General features: G+C 60.1%; 16 protein-coding genes. 7 read left to right on the top strand and 9 right to left on the bottom strand.

Annotation, left to right across the window (positions count from 1 at the left end; genetic code table 11):
- Positions 1 to 8: 8 nt before the first annotated feature.
- Both F3H58_RS10695 and pepN read right to left on the bottom strand, forming a co-directional pair.
- Positions 9 to 329, bottom strand: coding sequence for a carboxymuconolactone decarboxylase family protein (locus F3H58_RS10695; protein ID WP_077982644.1), 321 nt, complete (start codon positions 327 to 329; stop codon positions 9 to 11).
- A gap of 138 nt (positions 330 to 467) precedes the next feature.
- The gene (gene pepN / locus F3H58_RS10690; RefSeq protein ID WP_149742178.1) at positions 468 to 3,116 is read right to left on the bottom strand and encodes an aminopeptidase N; all 2,649 of its coding nucleotides are present in this window, start codon (positions 3,114 to 3,116) and stop codon (positions 468 to 470) included.
- 440 nt (positions 3,117 to 3,556) lie between these two features.
- On the opposite strand from pepN, the gene F3H58_RS10685 reads away from it, so the two are divergent.
- Entirely contained in the window at positions 3,557 to 4,492 is a 936-nt protein-coding gene (locus F3H58_RS10685) for a DMT family transporter (RefSeq protein WP_149742177.1), read from the top strand.
- Positions 4,493 to 4,789: 297 nt separating this feature from the next.
- Here the strand turns inward: F3H58_RS10685 and F3H58_RS10680 are convergent, their stop codons facing one another.
- The 3 genes from F3H58_RS10680 to F3H58_RS10665 all read right to left on the bottom strand — a co-directional run bounded on the left by F3H58_RS10680 (position 4,790) and on the right by F3H58_RS10665 (position 7,375).
- Complete coding sequence (locus F3H58_RS10680; protein ID WP_063950983.1) at positions 4,790 to 4,981, bottom strand: hypothetical protein; 192 nt, start codon at positions 4,979 to 4,981, stop codon at positions 4,790 to 4,792.
- Between the two features lie 152 nt (positions 4,982 to 5,133).
- Positions 5,134 to 6,033 (bottom strand): uracil-DNA glycosylase, encoded by a 900-nt coding sequence (locus tag F3H58_RS10670; protein WP_149742175.1) that lies wholly within the window; start codon positions 6,031 to 6,033, stop codon positions 5,134 to 5,136.
- A gap of 43 nt (positions 6,034 to 6,076) precedes the next feature.
- Entirely contained in the window at positions 6,077 to 7,375 is a 1,299-nt protein-coding gene (locus F3H58_RS10665; protein WP_149742174.1) for an Hsp70 family protein, read from the bottom strand.
- Positions 7,376 to 7,854: 479 nt separating this feature from the next.
- On the opposite strand from F3H58_RS10665, the gene F3H58_RS10660 reads away from it, so the two are divergent.
- Positions 7,855 to 8,760 (top strand): GGDEF domain-containing protein, encoded by a 906-nt coding sequence (locus tag F3H58_RS10660; RefSeq protein WP_149742349.1) that lies wholly within the window; start codon positions 7,855 to 7,857, stop codon positions 8,758 to 8,760.
- A 23-nt stretch (positions 8,761 to 8,783) separates the two neighbouring features.
- On the opposite strand, the gene F3H58_RS10655 is transcribed toward F3H58_RS10660, so the two are convergent.
- Positions 8,784 to 9,572: an SDR family oxidoreductase gene (locus tag F3H58_RS10655; RefSeq protein ID WP_149742173.1), complete on the bottom strand. Its 789-nt coding sequence runs from the start codon at positions 9,570 to 9,572 to the stop codon at positions 8,784 to 8,786.
- Between the two features lie 180 nt (positions 9,573 to 9,752).
- Here F3H58_RS10655 and F3H58_RS10650 point away from each other — a divergent pair, with 180 nt between their 5' ends.
- Entirely contained in the window at positions 9,753 to 10,673 is a 921-nt protein-coding gene (locus F3H58_RS10650) for a cation diffusion facilitator family transporter (protein ID WP_149742172.1), read from the top strand.
- Positions 10,674 to 10,750: 77 nt separating this feature from the next.
- Here the strand turns inward: F3H58_RS10650 and F3H58_RS10645 are convergent, their stop codons facing one another.
- Positions 10,751 to 11,497, bottom strand: a complete 747-nt coding sequence (locus tag F3H58_RS10645) for an SDR family NAD(P)-dependent oxidoreductase (RefSeq protein WP_149742171.1) — start codon at positions 11,495 to 11,497, stop codon at positions 10,751 to 10,753.
- 19 nt (positions 11,498 to 11,516) lie between these two features.
- The gene (locus F3H58_RS10640) at positions 11,517 to 11,915 is read right to left on the bottom strand and encodes a DoxX family protein (RefSeq protein ID WP_149742170.1); all 399 of its coding nucleotides are present in this window, start codon (positions 11,913 to 11,915) and stop codon (positions 11,517 to 11,519) included.
- 165 nt (positions 11,916 to 12,080) lie between these two features.
- On the opposite strand from F3H58_RS10640, the gene F3H58_RS10635 reads away from it, so the two are divergent.
- From F3H58_RS10635 to F3H58_RS10625, 3 genes are all read left to right on the top strand, one after another.
- The gene (locus F3H58_RS10635) at positions 12,081 to 12,458 is read left to right on the top strand and encodes a winged helix-turn-helix transcriptional regulator (protein WP_149742169.1); all 378 of its coding nucleotides are present in this window, start codon (positions 12,081 to 12,083) and stop codon (positions 12,456 to 12,458) included.
- Positions 12,459 to 12,809: 351 nt separating this feature from the next.
- Positions 12,810 to 14,474, top strand: a complete 1,665-nt coding sequence (locus F3H58_RS10630; RefSeq protein ID WP_149742168.1) for an electron transfer flavoprotein-ubiquinone oxidoreductase — start codon at positions 12,810 to 12,812, stop codon at positions 14,472 to 14,474.
- 455 nt (positions 14,475 to 14,929) lie between these two features.
- Complete coding sequence (locus F3H58_RS10625) at positions 14,930 to 15,670, top strand: pentapeptide repeat-containing protein (protein WP_078054240.1); 741 nt, start codon at positions 14,930 to 14,932, stop codon at positions 15,668 to 15,670.
- An 87-nt stretch (positions 15,671 to 15,757) separates the two neighbouring features.
- On the opposite strand, the gene F3H58_RS10620 is transcribed toward F3H58_RS10625, so the two are convergent.
- Entirely contained in the window at positions 15,758 to 16,774 is a 1,017-nt protein-coding gene (locus tag F3H58_RS10620; protein ID WP_149742167.1) for a zinc-binding alcohol dehydrogenase family protein, read from the bottom strand.
- A 103-nt stretch (positions 16,775 to 16,877) separates the two neighbouring features.
- On the opposite strand from F3H58_RS10620, the gene F3H58_RS10615 reads away from it, so the two are divergent.
- A complete protein-coding gene (locus F3H58_RS10615; RefSeq protein WP_149742166.1) occupies positions 16,878 to 17,267 on the top strand; it encodes a winged helix-turn-helix transcriptional regulator in 390 nt (129 codons plus the stop codon).
- The last annotated feature ends 77 nt before the right edge of the window (positions 17,268 to 17,344 follow it).

Here is a 17,344-nt window from a genome sequence, read left to right as displayed (position 1 = left end):
GGATGTGCTCAAACGCCGTCGAAAGCATCCAGTGCAGGCCCGAGCGCACCGATCACGCCATTGCCGGCGGCGGGGAGGCCGGTCAGCACCGCGCTGATGATATCGTCGCGGCTTGCACCGCGCGCCTTGGCTTCCATGACATGAAAACCGATGCCGCTTTCCAGGCGCAGTGCGGCCAGAATGCCGATATAGATCAGGCTCTGCGTCTTCACATCCAGCGTCGAGGCCGCACCCAGACCCTGCACGGCCTGAAACCATGCCGCCTTGTGGGCCGGGGCATCGGTCATGAAGCGCTGAAACGAGGCGCTCGTCTTCGACATGTCCGTCATCTGCCATTCCTTTCTGATCCCGGGCCTGCTTCGGCCCCTTGTGCAGCATGATGCCGCCCAATGCATGACGCCGCCTTGATGGAAATCAAGACGGCGTCATGACATGGATCAGGGTGGCGGTGCAGCCTCGGCGGAAGTTCAGCCCTTCAGGATGCGCCCGACAATATCGCTCACATCCGTCGAGAGGCCCTTTGCCTCGGCGATCGTCGAAAGCGCCGCCTTGGCGTGTTCGGCACGGCTTGCCTCCAGCGACCGCCAGGAGCGCATGGATGTGAGAATGCGGGCGGCAAGCTGCGGATTGCGCTTGTCGATGGCGATGATCTGCTCGGCCAGGAACCGGTAAGCGGCGCCATCGGCACGGTGGAAGCCGGTAGGGTTGGCGAAGGCCAGCGTGCCGACGAGCGAGCGTACCCGGTTCGGATTGGTGGCGATGAAATGTTTCGATTTCATCAGCGCCTTGATCCGGTCGAGCGCGCCATCGCCCGGAATGGCTGCCTGCAGCGAGAACCACTTGTCGAGCACCAGCGCATTGTCGGCAAAGCGCTTTTCGAAGGCGGCAAGCGCTTCCTTTGTCTCGGTGCTTTCCGGGAAACGCTGGGTCAGCACGCTGAGCGCATGGGCGAGATCGGTCATGTTGGTGGCGTCGGCATAGGCCTTCGCCGCCCGCTCCGGTGTTCCCTCGGCATAGGCGAGGAAACTCAGGGCGCCGTTTCGCAACGAACGGCGTCCGGCGCTGTCGGCGTCGGGGCTGTAGGCCGCGCCATCGGCAGCGCTATCGGCAAGGCGTCTCAGCGTTTCGACGCCGGCCGTGGCAATCGCCGTGATTGTGGCATTGCGCGCCTTGTGAATGGCGTCGGGATCGGTGTTGCCGCCGAGTTCACGGGCGATATCCGTTTCGCTCGGCAGGGCCAGAGCCTGCGCCCGGAACGCCGGCTCCAGCGCGTCGTTACCGATGATCTCGATAAGCGTGGCCGACAGAGCCGCATCCGTGCGGATTTCTTCGCCATTCTGCACCGCTCTGGTGGCAGCAATCAGCGCCGGCAGGGCGAGATCGGTCAGCGCCTGGAAACGGGCGAACATGTCGGTTTCATGCCGGGCGATCTGCACCAGATCATCGGCATTCTGTTCGAAATCCAGATTGATCGGTGCCGAAAAACTGCGGTTGATCGACAGCACCGGGCGCGACGAAATGCCGGAGAAGGAGAAGGTCTGGTTGCGCTCAGTCAGATGCAGCACACCATCGCGATACTCGCCGCCTTCGACGGCCTGCGGTTCGGCGATCTGGCCGTTGTCGAGGATCAGCGCCAGCGAGAGCGGAATGTGGCGCGGCTGCTTCACCGACTGGCCGGGCGTTGGTGCCACGGTCTGTTCCAGCGTCAGGCTGAAAGTGGCCTTGCCGGCATCGTAAGCGGACGACACGGAGACCAGCGGCGTGCCGGCCTCGGTGTACCATAGCGAAAACTGCGAGAGATCGCGACCGCTGGCATCGGCAAAGCTCTTGACGAAATCCTCGACGGTTGCCGCTTCGCCATCATGGCGCTCGAAATAGAGGTCCATGCCCTTCTTGAAGTCTTCAGCGCCAAGAATGGTGGCGATCATGCGGGTGACTTCGGCACCCTTCTCATAAACGGTCGTCGTGTAGAAATTGTTGATTTCGCGATAGGTATCCGGGCGCGGCGGATGCGCCAGCGGACCGGAATCCTCCGGGAACTGCTCCGACTTCAGGTGGCGCACATCGGCGATGCGCTTGACCGGACGCGAGCGCATGTCGGCGGAAAACTCCTGATCGCGATAGACCGTCAGGCCCTCCTTCAGGCACAGCTGGAACCAGTCGCGGCAGGTGATGCGGTTGCCCGTCCAGTTGTGGAAATATTCATGCGCAATGATGCGCTCGATATTGGCGTAATCCGCGTCGGAGGCGGTTTCCGGATCGGCCAGCACGAATTTGTCGTTGAAGACGTTGAGACCCTTGTTCTCCATCGCGCCCATGTTGAAATCGGACACGGCGACGATCATGAAGATATCGAGGTCGTATTCGCGCCCGAAGCGCTCTTCGTCCCATTTCATCGAACGCTTCAGCGCGTCCATGGCATAGGCCGCGCGCGGCTCCTTGCCATGCTCGACGTAAATCTTCAGCGCCACATCGCGGCCGGACATGGTGGTGAAGGTGTCTTCGACCACGCCGAGATCGCCGGCGACGAGTGCGAAAAGATAGCTGGGCTTCGGATGCGGATCGAACCAGGCCGCGAAGTGACGGCCTTCATCGTAATTGCCGCCGCCGAGGAAATTGCCGTTCGAAAGCAGCAGCGGATTGCCTTCCTTTGCCGCGATGATCGTCACCGTATAGGGCGCCAGAACATCGGGACGGTCGGGGAAATAGGTGATGCGGCGGAAACCTTCCGCCTCGCATTGGGTGCAATAGACGCCATTGGTGCGATAAAGCCCCATCAGCTGCGTATTGACCTGCGGATTGATGTAGTTGGTGACGCAGATTTCGAAGGGCGCCTCCGCCGGCAGGTCGCGGATGGTCAGGCTCTCCGGCGTCGCCTCATATTGACCGGCGGGAAGTTCCACCTGGTCGAGCAGCAGGCTGGAAAGCTTCAGCTCGTCGCCATCGAGAACCAGTGGCGCCTCACGCTCAGCACCTTCGCGCCGATGAAAGATCAGACGGGCTTCGACCTTGGTATTCTTGGGGTCGAGTTCGAAGGTGAGATCCACCCGCTCCAGAACGAAATCGGTGGGGCGGTAATCTGCCAGGTGAACGATCTGGCCCGTATCTGTTCGCATGACTATCCCTGAATAACTTGGCGTGGTCTTCCCGGCATCATGTCGTCATAAGGCCCGGATGTAAAATAGGTGGAGTATTCGTCACGTTCATGTGCGCATCGGAGGACATTCTGTCCCGCCATGGAAGGCGTCTTCGGCCCTGCAGACGATCCTCCCGCCGCCGGACTTCAGGACCATCGCAGCAAATGTTGAACGATTGCTGAAATTATATTTTATTTTCTTCAAATTTTAGCGCGTGCGACTTTTGGTCTGCGGCCATCCCGCCAGCCGGACAAACGAAGCTTCCCCAGATCAACCGAATTCATGGGTAAATAGCATTTTTTGCTGTAAAGCCCCGGAAGAATGCTCTAGCCTTGGGGCATCCACTTCTCCTGCGTCGTCCTTTCCCGCATGAAAATCTCCAGATGGCGTGTTTGCGCAGCCGATATGAGTAACTGCCAATGAACGCCGAACCGATGAATCCCTTTCGTGGGATTAGCATGAAGCTGATTTCGGTCGGCTTCTTTCTTGTCATGCAGACCTGTATCAAGGCCGCAGGCGATGTGCCGGCCGGCCAGATCACCTTCTTCCGCTCCGCCTTCGCCATTCTGCCCATCGTCGTTTATCTCGCCTGGCTGCATGCGCTGGCAAGCGCGCTGCACACCAACAATCTTCTGGGCCATTTCAAACGCGGTTTTCTCGGCATTCTTTCGATGGTCTGCGGCTTTTACGGGCTGACCATGCTGCCGCTACCGGAATTCATCGCCATCGGTTATGCCTCACCGCTGCTCGCGGTCGTTTTTGCCGCCTTCATTCTGCATGAAAAGGTGCGCATCTATCGCTGGAGCGCGGTCTTTGTCGGCATGACGGGCGTGCTGGTGATTCTCTGGCCGAAGATGACGCTTCTGAGGGAAGGCGGTTTTGCCGCGGGTGAGGGGCTGGGGGCCATTGCCGTATTGTGCGGTGCGGCGCTCGGCGGTCTGGCGATGATCCAGGTGCGGCAACTGGTGGAGACTGAAAAGACGCCGACCATCGTGCTTTATTTTTCGCTCACCGCCACGCTGCTGTCGCTCGTCAGCGTGCCATTCGGCTGGAGTGCGCTGAGCATGACGCAGGCCATGCTACTGATCACCAGCGGCATCTGCGGTGGGGTTGCGCAAATCTTCCTGACGGAGAGTTACCGGCACGCCGAAGTCTCCGTCATCGCGCCCTTCGAATACAGCTCCATCATCTTCGGCATCGCGGTCTCCTACATTCTGTTCGGAGATATTCCCACGGTGACGATGCTGATCGGCACGGCGATCGTTATCCTCGCCGGCATCTTCATCATCTTTCGCGAGCATCAGCTGGGCCTGGCAAGACGGGCGGCCCGCAAGGCCTCGACGCCGCAGGGGTGAGGGATGTTGCCACTCCCGCGGTATGCTTGCGTCGTATTCCCCGAAGTTAATGACGAAGGGCAGATATTTCCCGGCGTCGTCCTTGGGCTTGTCCCAAGGATCTAAACACGCCACCAAAATCGATCCGTTGCAGATCCTCGGGACAAGCCCGAGGATGACGTCGGAGGGTTTGGCGCGGTCCATCGTTATGCGGCCCGCTCTCGCAAACACACGCAAAAGCAAAAGGCGCCTTCCCGAAGAAAGACGCCAGCGCGCAATCATATCTGTGGACCAGCGCTAGACTGGCCTGAGTGCTTCTCAGCGCTCGCGGAAATCCGCAAAGACGGCCGAGGGACGCGTCACGCGGACCTGCTGCATGGCAGCGCGTGCGGTCATCTGTTCGTTTGCGGCAGCGCCGAAACGGTGGTAGCCCTGACTGGAGCGGGCGCCGAGGCCTGCCAGGCGGAGCGTTTCAAAGCCGGAATGTACCGGACGGAAGCGAGTGGTCATTGCCTTGGTTCCTTTAACCGAATTCCTCCCAAGACATGGTCGCTATATCGCAGCGCAGCATGGATTCGGCAAGCTGGCCAAATGCGCCGCTGTTATGCGTAATCCGCATGGCTTTCTTCATAAATCATTTACATTGAACAGTAATGAGGCAGTCAGCCTTTGGCCACTTTCGCTTGAAAGGCCAATAAATCCTGCCATGCCAATGACTTGCTGGCTGGCGCGTTCAGCAGTTCCTGCGGATGCAGGCTGGCGAGCGCCGGCAGAATCAGGTGGCCGGCTGCGACATCACGCCACTGTCCGCGCATGGTATGGATGGTGCCGGTGCCGCCGAAGAAGAAACGTGCGGTGAAGTTGCCGAGAAGCAACAGGTGTTTCGGCTCCGCAAGCGCAATCTGACGCTCGATGAAGGGGCGGCAGATATCCATTTCGGCCTGAGTCGGCGGGCGGTTGCCAGGTGGCCGCCAGGGAACGACGTTGCCGAGCATGATGGTGCTGCGCTCGAGACCGATGGCCGCGAGCATGCGATCCAGCAGCAGGCCGGCCTTGCCGGCAAAAGGCAGGCCCTCGCGGTCGTCATCGGCGTCAGGCATCGGGCCGAGCACCATGATACCGGAGGCGGGATCGCCTTGACTGAAAATCGTATTGCGCGCGCTGTTCTTGAGATTGCAGCCGCTGAAACCCTCGAGCGCGGTTTTTAGCTCCCCAAGCGATCGAGCGCTTTCCGCCGCAAAACGTGCGGCCGCCACGGCCTGCTCGTCCGGCATGGCGACATTCTGCTGAATGGCGGGGGCTGCCGGTGCGCCGCGCGCAGGAGCGCTTCGGCCTGGCGGCTGGCGGTTAGGCGCATCAGCACGGCGATCGGCCGGGCTTTCCACTTGCCGCGCCGATGCGGCCGTATCCTGCCCCGGCATCGACCGGGCAGGGCGGGCGGCGGCAAATTCGGCGAAACGGTCGACCGGGGTCTCTTCCAGCAACCAGTCGACGCCTGCATCCGCATGGAAATGCAGAAGGGCGGCAAGTTCGGCCGGGGAGAGGTCTTGGGCGGCGATCATGGGCGGAAACTACCGCATGTTCCCCGCCCGGGGAACCCGCAAATCACGCTGTCCAGCGCTGAATATCGCCGCTTTCGCCGATCATGGCGAGACCATGGGCAATCGAAAGCAACTCGCCGCCGCTTTCGATCCGGTCGGCGTCGAAACGGCGGGTGAAAAGCTCCCGAACCGCCGGCACGAAGGAGGTGCCGCCGGTCAGGAACACCTTGTCGATGGCTTCGGGCGCGACTTTCGTTTTTTCCAGAACCTCGTCGAGCGCTTCTTCTATCTTGGCGAGATCTTCGGCGATCCAGTTGTTGAAATCGCTGCGCTTCACCATCTTGCGGCCGGCCTTGCCCAATGGTGCAAAGTTGAATTCCGCTTCTTCCGCCGAGGAGAGCGCCATCTTGGTGGCGGAAATCGCCTGATAGAGCGGATAACCCTCGTCATGTTCGACCAGATCGATGAAGAGTTCGAGCTTTTCCGGCTCCAGCGCCGAGCGCACCAGCGACTTCAGGTCGGTGAATTCCTTCGAGGTCTTGAAGATCGACAGCTGGTTCCAGCGGCCGAAATTCACGTAGTAGCCGAAGGGCACGTCCAGCACCTTGTCGAAGCTCTTGAACTTGCTGCCCTTGCCGATTTCCGGCGAGACCAGATTGTCGATCATGCGGAAGTCGAAATGATCGCCCGCCACGCCGACGCCGGAATGGCCGATGGGGGTGGCGGAGAGCTTGCCGGCATGGGTTTCGAAACGGATCAGCGAATAGTCCGTCGTGCCGCCGCCGAAATCCGCCACCAGCACATTGGCATCCTTCTTCAGGCTCTGGGCGAAATAATAGGCGGCTGCCACCGGCTCGTAGACATAGTGGATTTCCGGGAAACCGGCGCGGGTGAGCGCCTCGTTGTAACGGGCGAGCGCCAGCGTTTCATCCGGATTGCTGCCGGCGAAACGCACCGGCCGGCCGGCGATGACGGTGGAGACATCCCCCGGCCATTCCTCGCCCGCATAGGTCTTCAGCTTGCGCAGGAACACGTCCATCAGATCCTCGAAGCTCTGGCGCTTGGCGAAGATCAGCGTGCCCTGAAACAGCGGCGAGGCCGCAAATGTCTTGATCGATTGCAGGAAACGGCAGTCGCCGGCATTGTCGATGAATTGCCGGATGGCGGCATGGCCGGCTTCCACATGCAGGGCGGCCGCACCAAGGCCGGCATCCTTCATGAAGGAGAGCGCCGTGCGCATGCTGTCATCCGTGCCCGCGCTGCTGGTGAAGCGCATGGAACGGCTGGCGCCGCCCGTGTCGGAAAGAGCCATGACCGTGTTGGTCGTGCCGAAATCGAGGCCGAGAGCCCGCTTTTGCGTCATCGCCATATTCCTTGTGCCGATAGAAGAACCCGCCCGGCCCTTGGGCGGCCCGGCGTGAGGATAAGGGATGCCTTTGGCACCCCGATGTCAGAGGAGGGCGGTTGATTGCACAAGGCCGACGGAATGGCAAGCGCCGCCTATTGTTTTTGAGCCATGCGCCTCGTCGCATGAGCTCTCACATACGGACAGCTACGGCGCATGGTGAACAGGATGTTTATGCCGGAATGAAAGAACGGTGTAGTTTTCGGAAATACTTTTAGGATTTTGCTGTTAGGTAGGGCTGGAGCGTAAAATGTACTTCAGTCGATACGACGTTATTTTGGAATATGAATATTTTATCAAAAAAGAAATGGTGTCGTACCATTGCCGTCCGTATGGTTCCATCTTGTCGTAGTCTTGGAAATTCGATGTCTCACCAGATCAGCCAACACGCCGTGAATGACGCGCTACCCGGGCATATCGGTCTCATTCAAGGTGATATGGACGTTTTCATCCAACAGCTCATGAGCCTCATGGAAGCATCGCAGCAGGGCTATGCGCTGTTTGACGGGCATGACGAGATGCGTTTTGCCAACAGTGCCTTCCGCACCGCGCTCGGCGTCGGCCCGAATGTGTTTCCGAGCTGGGTGGACCTGATGCGCAGCGGTTACCAAACCGCAACTGGCACGGCCATAGAGACGTCGGATTTCGAATTGTGGCTGCGCTCGGCAAAGACGCGGCGTGGCAAACTGCCTTTTCGGACCATCGAAACCAGCCTCAAGGACGGCCGGTGGATGCTGACGACCGAAACGACGTTGTCGGGCGGCTGGATGCTTTGCGTCATAACCGATGTATCCGAACTCGGCGTCGAATTGCGCGATCTGCGCCAGGAGCGGGACCGGGCGCTGAAATCCGCCTTGAGCGATGAGCTGACCGGCCTCGGCAACCGCCGTTACGCCATGGACACTCTCAACCACCTGCTCGGCCCGAACAAGGCGCAGGCGCTCGCCGTCATCATCATGGATATCGACCATTTCAAGAGCGTCAACGACCGCTTCGGCCATGCCTGTGGCGATCTCGTGCTGAAGGATTTCGCGGCGCGGCTGTCTTCAACTGCCGGCCGTGACGACCTTCTCGGGAGAATTGGTGGCGAAGAGTTTCTGCTGGTGCTCAGCGGCGCGCGCATGCACAGCGCCGAAACGCTGATGCGTCAGCTTCAGTTGTCTCTGGCCGATGCCGCGCCGCTGCCCGACAGGCCCGAATTTCGCTACAGCTGTTCGGCCGGCATTGCCTATGCCAATCCCGGTGAAAGCGCCAGCGATGTGCTGCGCCACGCCGATACAGCACTTTATGAGGCGAAGAATACCGGACGGAACCGTTACGTCGTTTATGGAACGGCTCCGTAACGCCGCTTAAGGCGGCCGGCCCCTCAGTTCGACTTCGCCGCGCCGCCATCCACCCGCAGCATTGTGCCGGTAATATAGCTTGCCGGCACCGAGCACAGGAAAGCACCGGCGGCGGCGAATTCTTCCACCGTGCCGAGACGGCCGGCGGGAATGCCCTTGACCGAAGCCTCGCGGATTTCCTCAATGCTCTTGCCAAGACGCTTGGCATTGGCGCCATCGAGTTCATCAATACGGTCGGTGTGGATGCGGCCGGGCAGCAGCAGGTTGGAGGTGATGCCGAAGGAGGCGACTTCCGAGGACAGAGTCTTGCTCCAGCCGACGAGCGCGCCGCGCAGCGTGTTGGAAAGGGCGAGATTGGGGATCGGTTCGAACACGCCTGACGAGGCGACGGTGAGGATGCGGCCGAACCCCTGTTCTTTCATCTGCGGCAACAGCGCATTGGTCAGCGTGATGACCCGCAGCACCATGGACTGGAAAAAAGTGTCGAGCTTGTCGACCGTCATGTCCTGTGCGAGGCCGGGCGTTGGACCACCGGTATTGTTGACGAGAATATCGATGCCGCCGAGCTTGTCGTTGACGGCCTGAACCATGGCTTCGACGAAATTATCCTCGGCAAGATCGCCCCACACCCAGTCGGCCTTGCCCTTGCCAAGCGCATTGATCGCCTTGCAATTTTCCGCCAGCTTTTCACCGCTTCGGCCAACCAGAAGGACGTTTGCGCCTTCTTTCGCCAGCGCGGTCGCAATGCCCAGCCCAAGGCCGCGAGAGGAGGCGAGAACGAGGGCGCGTTTGCCGGAAATGCCGAAATCCATGGAGTTTGTCCTGTCTTGTGAGTGCCGTATGTGGTGTTTATAGAGCATTTCCAGGAAAAGTGGACCCCGGTTTTCCGTCCGGAAATGCAACAAAACAAAGAGTTAGAGATTTTTCGCCACTCGCAGAAAAGCGAAAACCTCTATAAGGCGGCGTCCGCCTTTGAAGGTCGAATACACGTCATGACAGAACAATCCCTGCTGAAATTCTCCATTGCCGTCACGGTTCTGCTGGCGCTGTTCGGCATTGGCGCGGGCATGTTTTCCGGCTCTTTCGCGGTTGTTTTCGACGGCGTTTATGCGCTGACCGATGCTTTCATGACGGTGCTGGCGCTGCTTGTCGCGCGGCTGATCGCCGCTTCCGCCGCGCCCAAACCCGGCGGCCGGCTGGTGGAGCGTTTCACCATGGGCTTCTGGCATCTGGAGCCGATGGTGCTCGGGCTTAACGGCACGCTCCTGATGGGGGCGGCGATCTACGCCCTCATCAATGCCGTCGACAGCCTGATGGATGGCGGCAGATCGATCGAGTTCGATTACGCCATTGTCGTCACCTTCGTCAGCTTCGCCGTCTCGCTCGCCATGGCATGGTTGGTCAAACGGCAGAACCGCCGGCTGAAATCCGCCTTCGTGGCGCTGGACGCCAAAAGCTGGCTGATGAGCGCGCTTCTAAGCATGGCGCTCTTCGCCGCCTTCGCCGTGGGTTACGGGCTCACGGGAACGGCGCAGGCATGGCTGGCACCCTATATCGACCCGGCCGTGCTGGCGCTGGTCTGCCTCGTCATCATCCCCATGCCGCTCGGCAATGTGAAACAGGCGCTGGCGGATATTCTTCTGGTGACCCCGCTGGAATTCAAGCAGCATGTGGACCGGGTGGCCGCCGAGACGGTGGAGAAATTCGGCTTTTCCTCGCACTATTCCTATGTCGCCCGCGTCGGCCGCGGCCGTCAGATCGAACTCTTTTTCATCGTCCCGAAAAACTGGCCGCCCCGGCGTCTGGAGGAATGGGACGCGATCCGCGACGAGATCGGCGATGCGCTGGGCGGCGAGGGGAGCGATCGCTGGCTGACGATCGTGTTCACGACGAATGAGGAATGGGCGGTTTGATCCCATCCGAGGTGCCGCTGCAACGAAACACCTGAAAGCGTCGCCTCCCAAGGGGAAGCAACGCGATCTCACCGTTCTCAGCGGCCGGCATCGATGATCATGCCGCCGTCTGGCGTCAGGCTGTACCCCGTAATGAACTGCGCATCCTTGCTGGCAAGGAACAGCACCACGGGAGCGATGTCGTCTTCGGGGGAGCCATGCCGGGTAAGGGCATTCGCCGGGGCAGGAATATTGGCTGCCGCCGCACCCCAGGTATCGGCAACTGGCAGGACGTTGTTAACAGTTATATTGTCAGCGCCCCATTCGCGGGCTGCAACCCGCGTCAGGGCACGTATGGCCTCCTTTGCCATGTTGTACGGCGCATATGGCACCAGACCCGTGACACCGGCCATCGATCCGAAGTTGATGATACGTCCTTCGCCGCTGGCTTTCAGATGAGGATAGGCGGCCTGCATCGTCCGCAGGAAGGCGATGGGACCGGTATCGAAATTGCGCTGCAGTTGTTCCACCGCCAGATTGAGAACGGAGGATTGCACCACTGAACGGTCAAAAGCATTGTTCACGAGGATATCGATGCCGCCCCAGGCCGCGACAACGGTGTCGATCGCAGGCTTGATCGCATTGGCATCGCTGACGTCAATCGCAATGCCCAGAGCGGTCCCGCCTGCCGCTTTTATATCGGCCACGACGGCATCGACATTCGCGGGCGTGAGCGAGAGGACCGCGACTTTAGCCCCTTCGGTCGCGAGGAGTTTGGCGGTGGCGCGGCCAATCCCGCGGCCAGCCCCTGTGACGATCGCAACCTTGCCTTCTAATCTTTTCATGGGTTTTCCTTTTTAGGATTTACTGGTGAGCCGCTGCTTCAAAAGCATAAGGCGAGGGAACATCGCGAACATGGTTCTGCGTCGCGAAGGATGTGGCCAGCAGAATGAGGCCAAGGGCAGCGGGCATCGCACCCTTGACGCTGCGGACGCCAAGATGCGCCATTCCCGACAGGATCAAGTGATAGAAAATGCCCGCATAAGCGAGATCGCTGAGCGGCAGGGAGAGGCGTGTCAGGATCGCAAGGGGTCCGAATATCTTCACGACGATCATGAACGGCACCAGATGGGCCGCACGATAGCCGAGATCGGCCTGGGCTTTTTCGACGAAGTCCCTCTTGCTCAAGTATAGCGCCGCCGAAGACAGATACAGCGCCGACAGGAGCGCGGTGCTGATCCAGTAGGTGTAAGTTATAGTCATGGAATATCCCTCTCGCCGGGCGTCCCGGCGAAATTGAGCATTGATCTGGCGCTTTTCGGATGACGCGTTGCATCGGCTACGAAGAGCTCGTAGAGTATTTGTAGGCTATAATGAATTTTCGCAAGTAGGATGAATTTATGACACTAGGTATGGGAATACATACCAATGACTGAAGCCGGCTTTACGATGCAGGACGAGATGCGCCGTGCCTTCGCGATGCTCTCGGGAAAATGGAAGCTGGAAATCATGTGGCTGCTTCATCATCGGGTCCACCGCTTTGGTGAATTACGAAAAGCGATCCCGGGAATTACCCAGCACATGTTGTCGGCGCAGCTTCGCGAATTGGAGGCGGACGGTCTCATCTCCCGCACCGTTTTTGCTGAGGTGCCGCCGCGCGTCGAATATGAGATGACGGAAAAGGCCAGGGGTCTTGGTCCGACGATGCAGGCACTGGCCGCTTGGTGGGAAGAACATGGCAAGACCGTCCCAGCAAAACCGAACCCGCGCGGCCGCAAGCCCAACAGCAGGGCCGCAGGAGACTGAGACCCTCGCCCCTTTCAATGGGGAGTAATGAGGTCCGCTTCCGGCGCGGCGCGGAATATCGGCCGCCGTTAAACCGTTACGGCTCTTGACGCCCTAATAGGTCGTCTCTATTTTGCATCTTACGTTCACGTAAAAGTAATAAAGCAATCATCAGGTTGTCTGACAATTGACTGGCGTGCGACATGTTTTGCCGCTATAGAAGCTCGACAAAGGCGTCCTGCTTTGCGAAGACAGGCGCTGGTGGATGCGGTGTCGCGGATGGTTTTTTGACTGGCGCGGGCGATGCGCCGGGAATGCCGGAAAGCGGATATAACAACAGCCGGATGGGACCGGCGATGCGGAGAGGATGAGATGACGGAAGCGATGGAACTGCCCGAACGCGAAGCGATGGAATTCGACGTTGTGATCGTTGGCGCGGGTCCTGCGGGCCTTGCCGCCGCGATCCGGCTGAAGCAGGTGGAGCCGGAGCTTTCGGTCGTCGTTCTCGAAAAGGGTGCCGAAGTCGGCGCGCATATTCTCTCCGGCGCGGTTGTCGATCCGATCGGCGTCGACCGGCTTTTGCCCGGCTGGCGCGAAGAGGAGGGGCATCCCTTCAAGACCGAGGTGAAGGACGACCAGTTCCTGTTTCTCGGCCCGGCCGGCTCCATTCGCCTGCCGAATTTCATGATGCCGCCGCTGATGAACAATCACGGCAATTACATCGTCTCGCTCGGGCTGGTCTGTCGCTGGCTGGCGGAAAAGGCGGAAGGGCTCGGCGTCGAGATCTATCCGGGCTTTGCCGCAACCGAGGTGCTCTATAACGATGAGGGTGCGGTGATCGGTGTCGCCACGGGTGATATGGGCATCGAGAAGAACGGTGAGCCGGGCCCGAACTTCACCCGAGGCATGGAGCTGCATGGCAAATATGTGCTGATCGGCGAGGGCGTGCGCGGTTCGCTCGCCAAGCAGCTGATTTCCAAATTCGATTTGTCCCGGGATCGCGAGCCGCAGAAATTCGGCATCGGCATCAAGGAACTCTGGCAGGTCAAGCCGGAACACCACAGACAGGGCCTCGTGCAGCATTCCTTCGGCTGGCCGCTCGGTTTCAAGACCGGCGGCGGTTCCTTCCTCTATCATCTCGAGGATAACCTCGTCGCCGTCGGCTTCGTGGTGCACCTCAACTACAAGAACCCCTATCTTTACCCCTTCGAGGAATTCCAGCGCTTCAAGACGCATCCGGCCATCCGCGAGACCTTCGAGGGCGGCAAGCGCATTTCCTATGGTGCGCGCGCCATTACCGAAGGCGGCTACCAGTCGGTGCCGAAGCTGACCTTCCCCGGTGGCGCGCTGATCGGCTGTTCCGCCGGTTTCGTCAATGTGCCGCGCATCAAGGGCAGCCATAATGCGGTGCTTTCGGGCATGCTGGCGGCAGAAAAGATCGCTGCGGCCCTCTCAGCCGGCCGCGCCCATGACGAGGTGGCCGAGATCGAGGCCGAATGGCGCGACGGCGATATCGGCAAGGACCTGAAACGCGTGCGCAACGTCAAGCCGCTCTGGTCGAAATTCGGCACGCTTGTTGGCGTCGGCCTCGGCGGTTTGGACATGTGGACGAACCAGCTGTTCGGCTTCTCCTTCTTCGGCACGCTGAAGCATGGCAAGACGGATGCCGAGAGCCTCGAGCCGGCCGCAAAGCACAAGCCGATTGCCTATCCGAAACCGGATGGCGTGTTGACCTTCGACCGGCTGTCCTCGGTGTTCCTGTCCTCCACCAACCATGAGGAAGACCAGCCGGTGCATCTTCAGGTGAAGGACATGGCGCTGCAGAAATCGTCCGAGCACGACGTCTTTGCCGGCCCTTCGACGCGTTATTGTCCGGCCGGTGTTTACGAATGGGTGGAGAAGGACGGCGAAGAAGTCTACGTCATCAACGCGCAGAACTGCGTGCACTGCAAGACCTGCGACATCAAGGACCCGAACCAGAACATCAACTGGGTACCGCCACAGGGCGGCGAGGGGCCGGTTTACGCCAATATGTGATGGCGATTACGGGCTGAGCCTTCTCTTCCGTCATGCTCGGGCCTGTCCCGAGCATCTGCAACGGATTGATTTTACGATACGTGGATAGATCCTCGGGACAGGCCCGAGGATGACGTCGAGCGTGGCAAGACCGCTCGCAAGCACTCTGAGCCATTGTGTCATGCGGCCGAGAGTGACGGCATTTGCGGAACGGGGCAGACCTCTGATCGAAGGACTCATTTCCCACGATGCAGACGCCGTGACTGGATGCCGGATTTAGTCCGGCATGGCGGAAGAGCAGCGTCCACCGTCCGTCTCCCCGTCAGTATTTGTGGATTGCTCTTCGATTTCTTACATATAGGATGTTGGGGTGTTGCATGGTCGCGTGGCCCGTGGATTGTGGTTCAGCGATGCGGTAACGCCTTGAACGTGCATATGGTCCTAGGTGTCGTCGCCCGACGACAGGGAGTGAAAGAATGTCCGGCTTTCAAAGGCTGAATATCGTGCGGAAGACAGGGTTCGTTGCCGGTGTGGCGGCGCTTGCGATGATTGCCGTTTCTTTCAGCGGCGGTCCGCTGGTGGCCGCAAGCTGCCGTACCGACGCCATGGCCGGCATCGACTGGCGCGAATGCAACAAGCGTCTGCTGATGCTGGGCGGCAGCAATCTCGATTCGGCAATGCTTTACGGCACGGATTTCACCTATACCGACCTGCGCGGTTCTTCGCTGAAGGGCGCCAATCTCGAGAAGGCGAAGCTCATCCGCACGGCCCTTGGCGAGGCGAACCTGCAGGGCGCCAATTTGACCAAGGTGGAAGCCTATCGCAGCGATTTTTCCGCCGCTGACGCCACCAACGCCAAATTCGTCAATGCTGAAATGCAGCGGACCAAATTCGAAAACACCAAGCTGGACGGCACGGATTTCACCAAGGCCGAACTCGGCCGCGCCGATTTCGAGGGCGCGACGCTGAACGGCTCGAAATTCTCGCTCACCAATCTGTCACGCGCCCGTTTCGGCGGCGCCAAGCTCGGCGGTCCGGTGGATTTCACCAGCGCATTCCTGCTGCTGACGAGGATCGAAGGGGTCGATCTTTCCGCTGCCACCGGCCTTGATCAGAAGCAGATCGACATTGCCTGTGGCGACGCCAAGACCAAATTGCCGAACGGCCTCACCGCGCCGGCCTCCTGGCCGTGCCCGGAAGATCCGGACGACGACTGACAGGAATAGCCGCGCGGTCTTGCGCTCGGCCCAAACATCTCCATAAGCGGAAGAGAAGCGTCCGCGATGCGGACGCCTCACCTTCAATCAGAAGCCCGAAAGCACGATCTTGCCCTTGGCCTTGTTGCTCTCGATCAGCGCATGCGCCTTGATGAGATTTGCGGCATTGATGGTGCCGAAAACCTCGGTCAGCGTCGTCTTGATCTTGCCGGCATCGACAAGCCCGGCCACATGGTTCAGCAGCTTATGCTGTTCGATCATGTCAGGCGTCTGGAAGACGGCGCGGGCGAACATCATTTCCCAATGGATCGATACGCATTTGCGCTTGAAGGCCATGACGTCGAAACCGCCGGCCGGATCGTCGATCAGCGCGAAGCGGCCCTGCGGCGCAATGGTCGCCACGCTGTCGGCGGCATGAATGTCGCTATGGGTGGTGGAGAAGACAAAGCCCGGCGCACCGAGACCGAGCGCCTCCACCTGCGGGGCGATCGGCTTGCTGTGATCGATGACGTGATGCGCGCCGAGTTCCTTCACCCACGCAACAGTCTCGGGCCGTGAAGCGGTGGCAATGACGGTGAGGTCGGTCAGCGCCCGCAGAAGCTGGACGGCGATGGAGCCGACGCCGCCCGCGCCGCCGATGACCAGAATGGCGTTGGCCGCGCCCGGAACCGGCTCCTTCACCCGCAGCCGGTCGAACAGCGTCTCGTAAGCGGTGATGGCGGTGAGCGGCAGCGCGGCAGCCTCCTCGAAATTCAGGGACTTCGGCTTTGCGCCGACGATACGCTCGTCCACCAGATGGAACTCGCTGTTGGAGCCGGGGCGGTTGATGACACCGGCGTAAAACACCTCGTTGCCCGGCTTGAACAGCGAGACCTTGTCGCCGACGGCTTTCACCACGCCCGCCGCATCGAAGCCCAGCACGCGCGGTTCGCCGTTTTCCGGCGACTGATTGCGGCGCACCTTGGTATCGACGGGGTTCACCGAAACGGCCTTCACTTCCACCAGAATATCATGCCCCTTCGCTTCCGGCTGGGGCAGGTCGATATCGACGAGGGCGTCTTTCGCGGTGATGGGCTGGCTGGTCCTGTAACCGATGGCGCGCATGAACAGTCTCCTTTGCTTGTTTGCGTGCCTCTTACTTGATACATATGAACATCGATCGCAAGAATGCACATTTTGTGATGATACATACAAAAAGGATACTGTGATGTCGCGACCCCGCGCCAAGCTTACCGGCAACTTTCCCGGCTGCCCGGTGGAATCGGCCTTGAGTTTCCTCGATGGCAAATGGAAGGGCGGGATCCTCTATCACCTCATCAACGAGGGCACGTTGCGCTTCAACGAGTTGCGCCGCCATATTCCGAGCGTCACCCAGCGCATGCTGACGAAGCAGCTGCGCGAACTGGAAGAGGCCGGCCTGATTTCCCGCACCGTCTTTCCGGTGGTGCCGCCGCGCGTGGATTATGCGCTGACGCCGCTCGGCGAGACGATGATACCGGTGATTTCGGCGCTGAAAAGCTGGGGCGACGCCCATGTCGTGTGCAGGAACGGCGCGAAATATACCCGCCTTCCCGAGGCGAAGGAAAAGGCCGCCTGAAAAATCACGGGTAAAAGCGCACCCCTCCGCGCGCTTTTTTCATGGTGCGATGCAACATGCATTTGCCCCGATTGATG

It is taken from the genome of Rhizobium sp. NFACC06-2, assembly GCF_900101425.1.
GTDB classification, from domain to species: domain Bacteria; phylum Pseudomonadota; class Alphaproteobacteria; order Rhizobiales; family Rhizobiaceae; genus Agrobacterium; species Agrobacterium leguminum.
The sequence above is the reverse complement of the archived record's forward strand: the minus strand, read 5'-3'. Positions and strand labels throughout refer to the sequence as shown.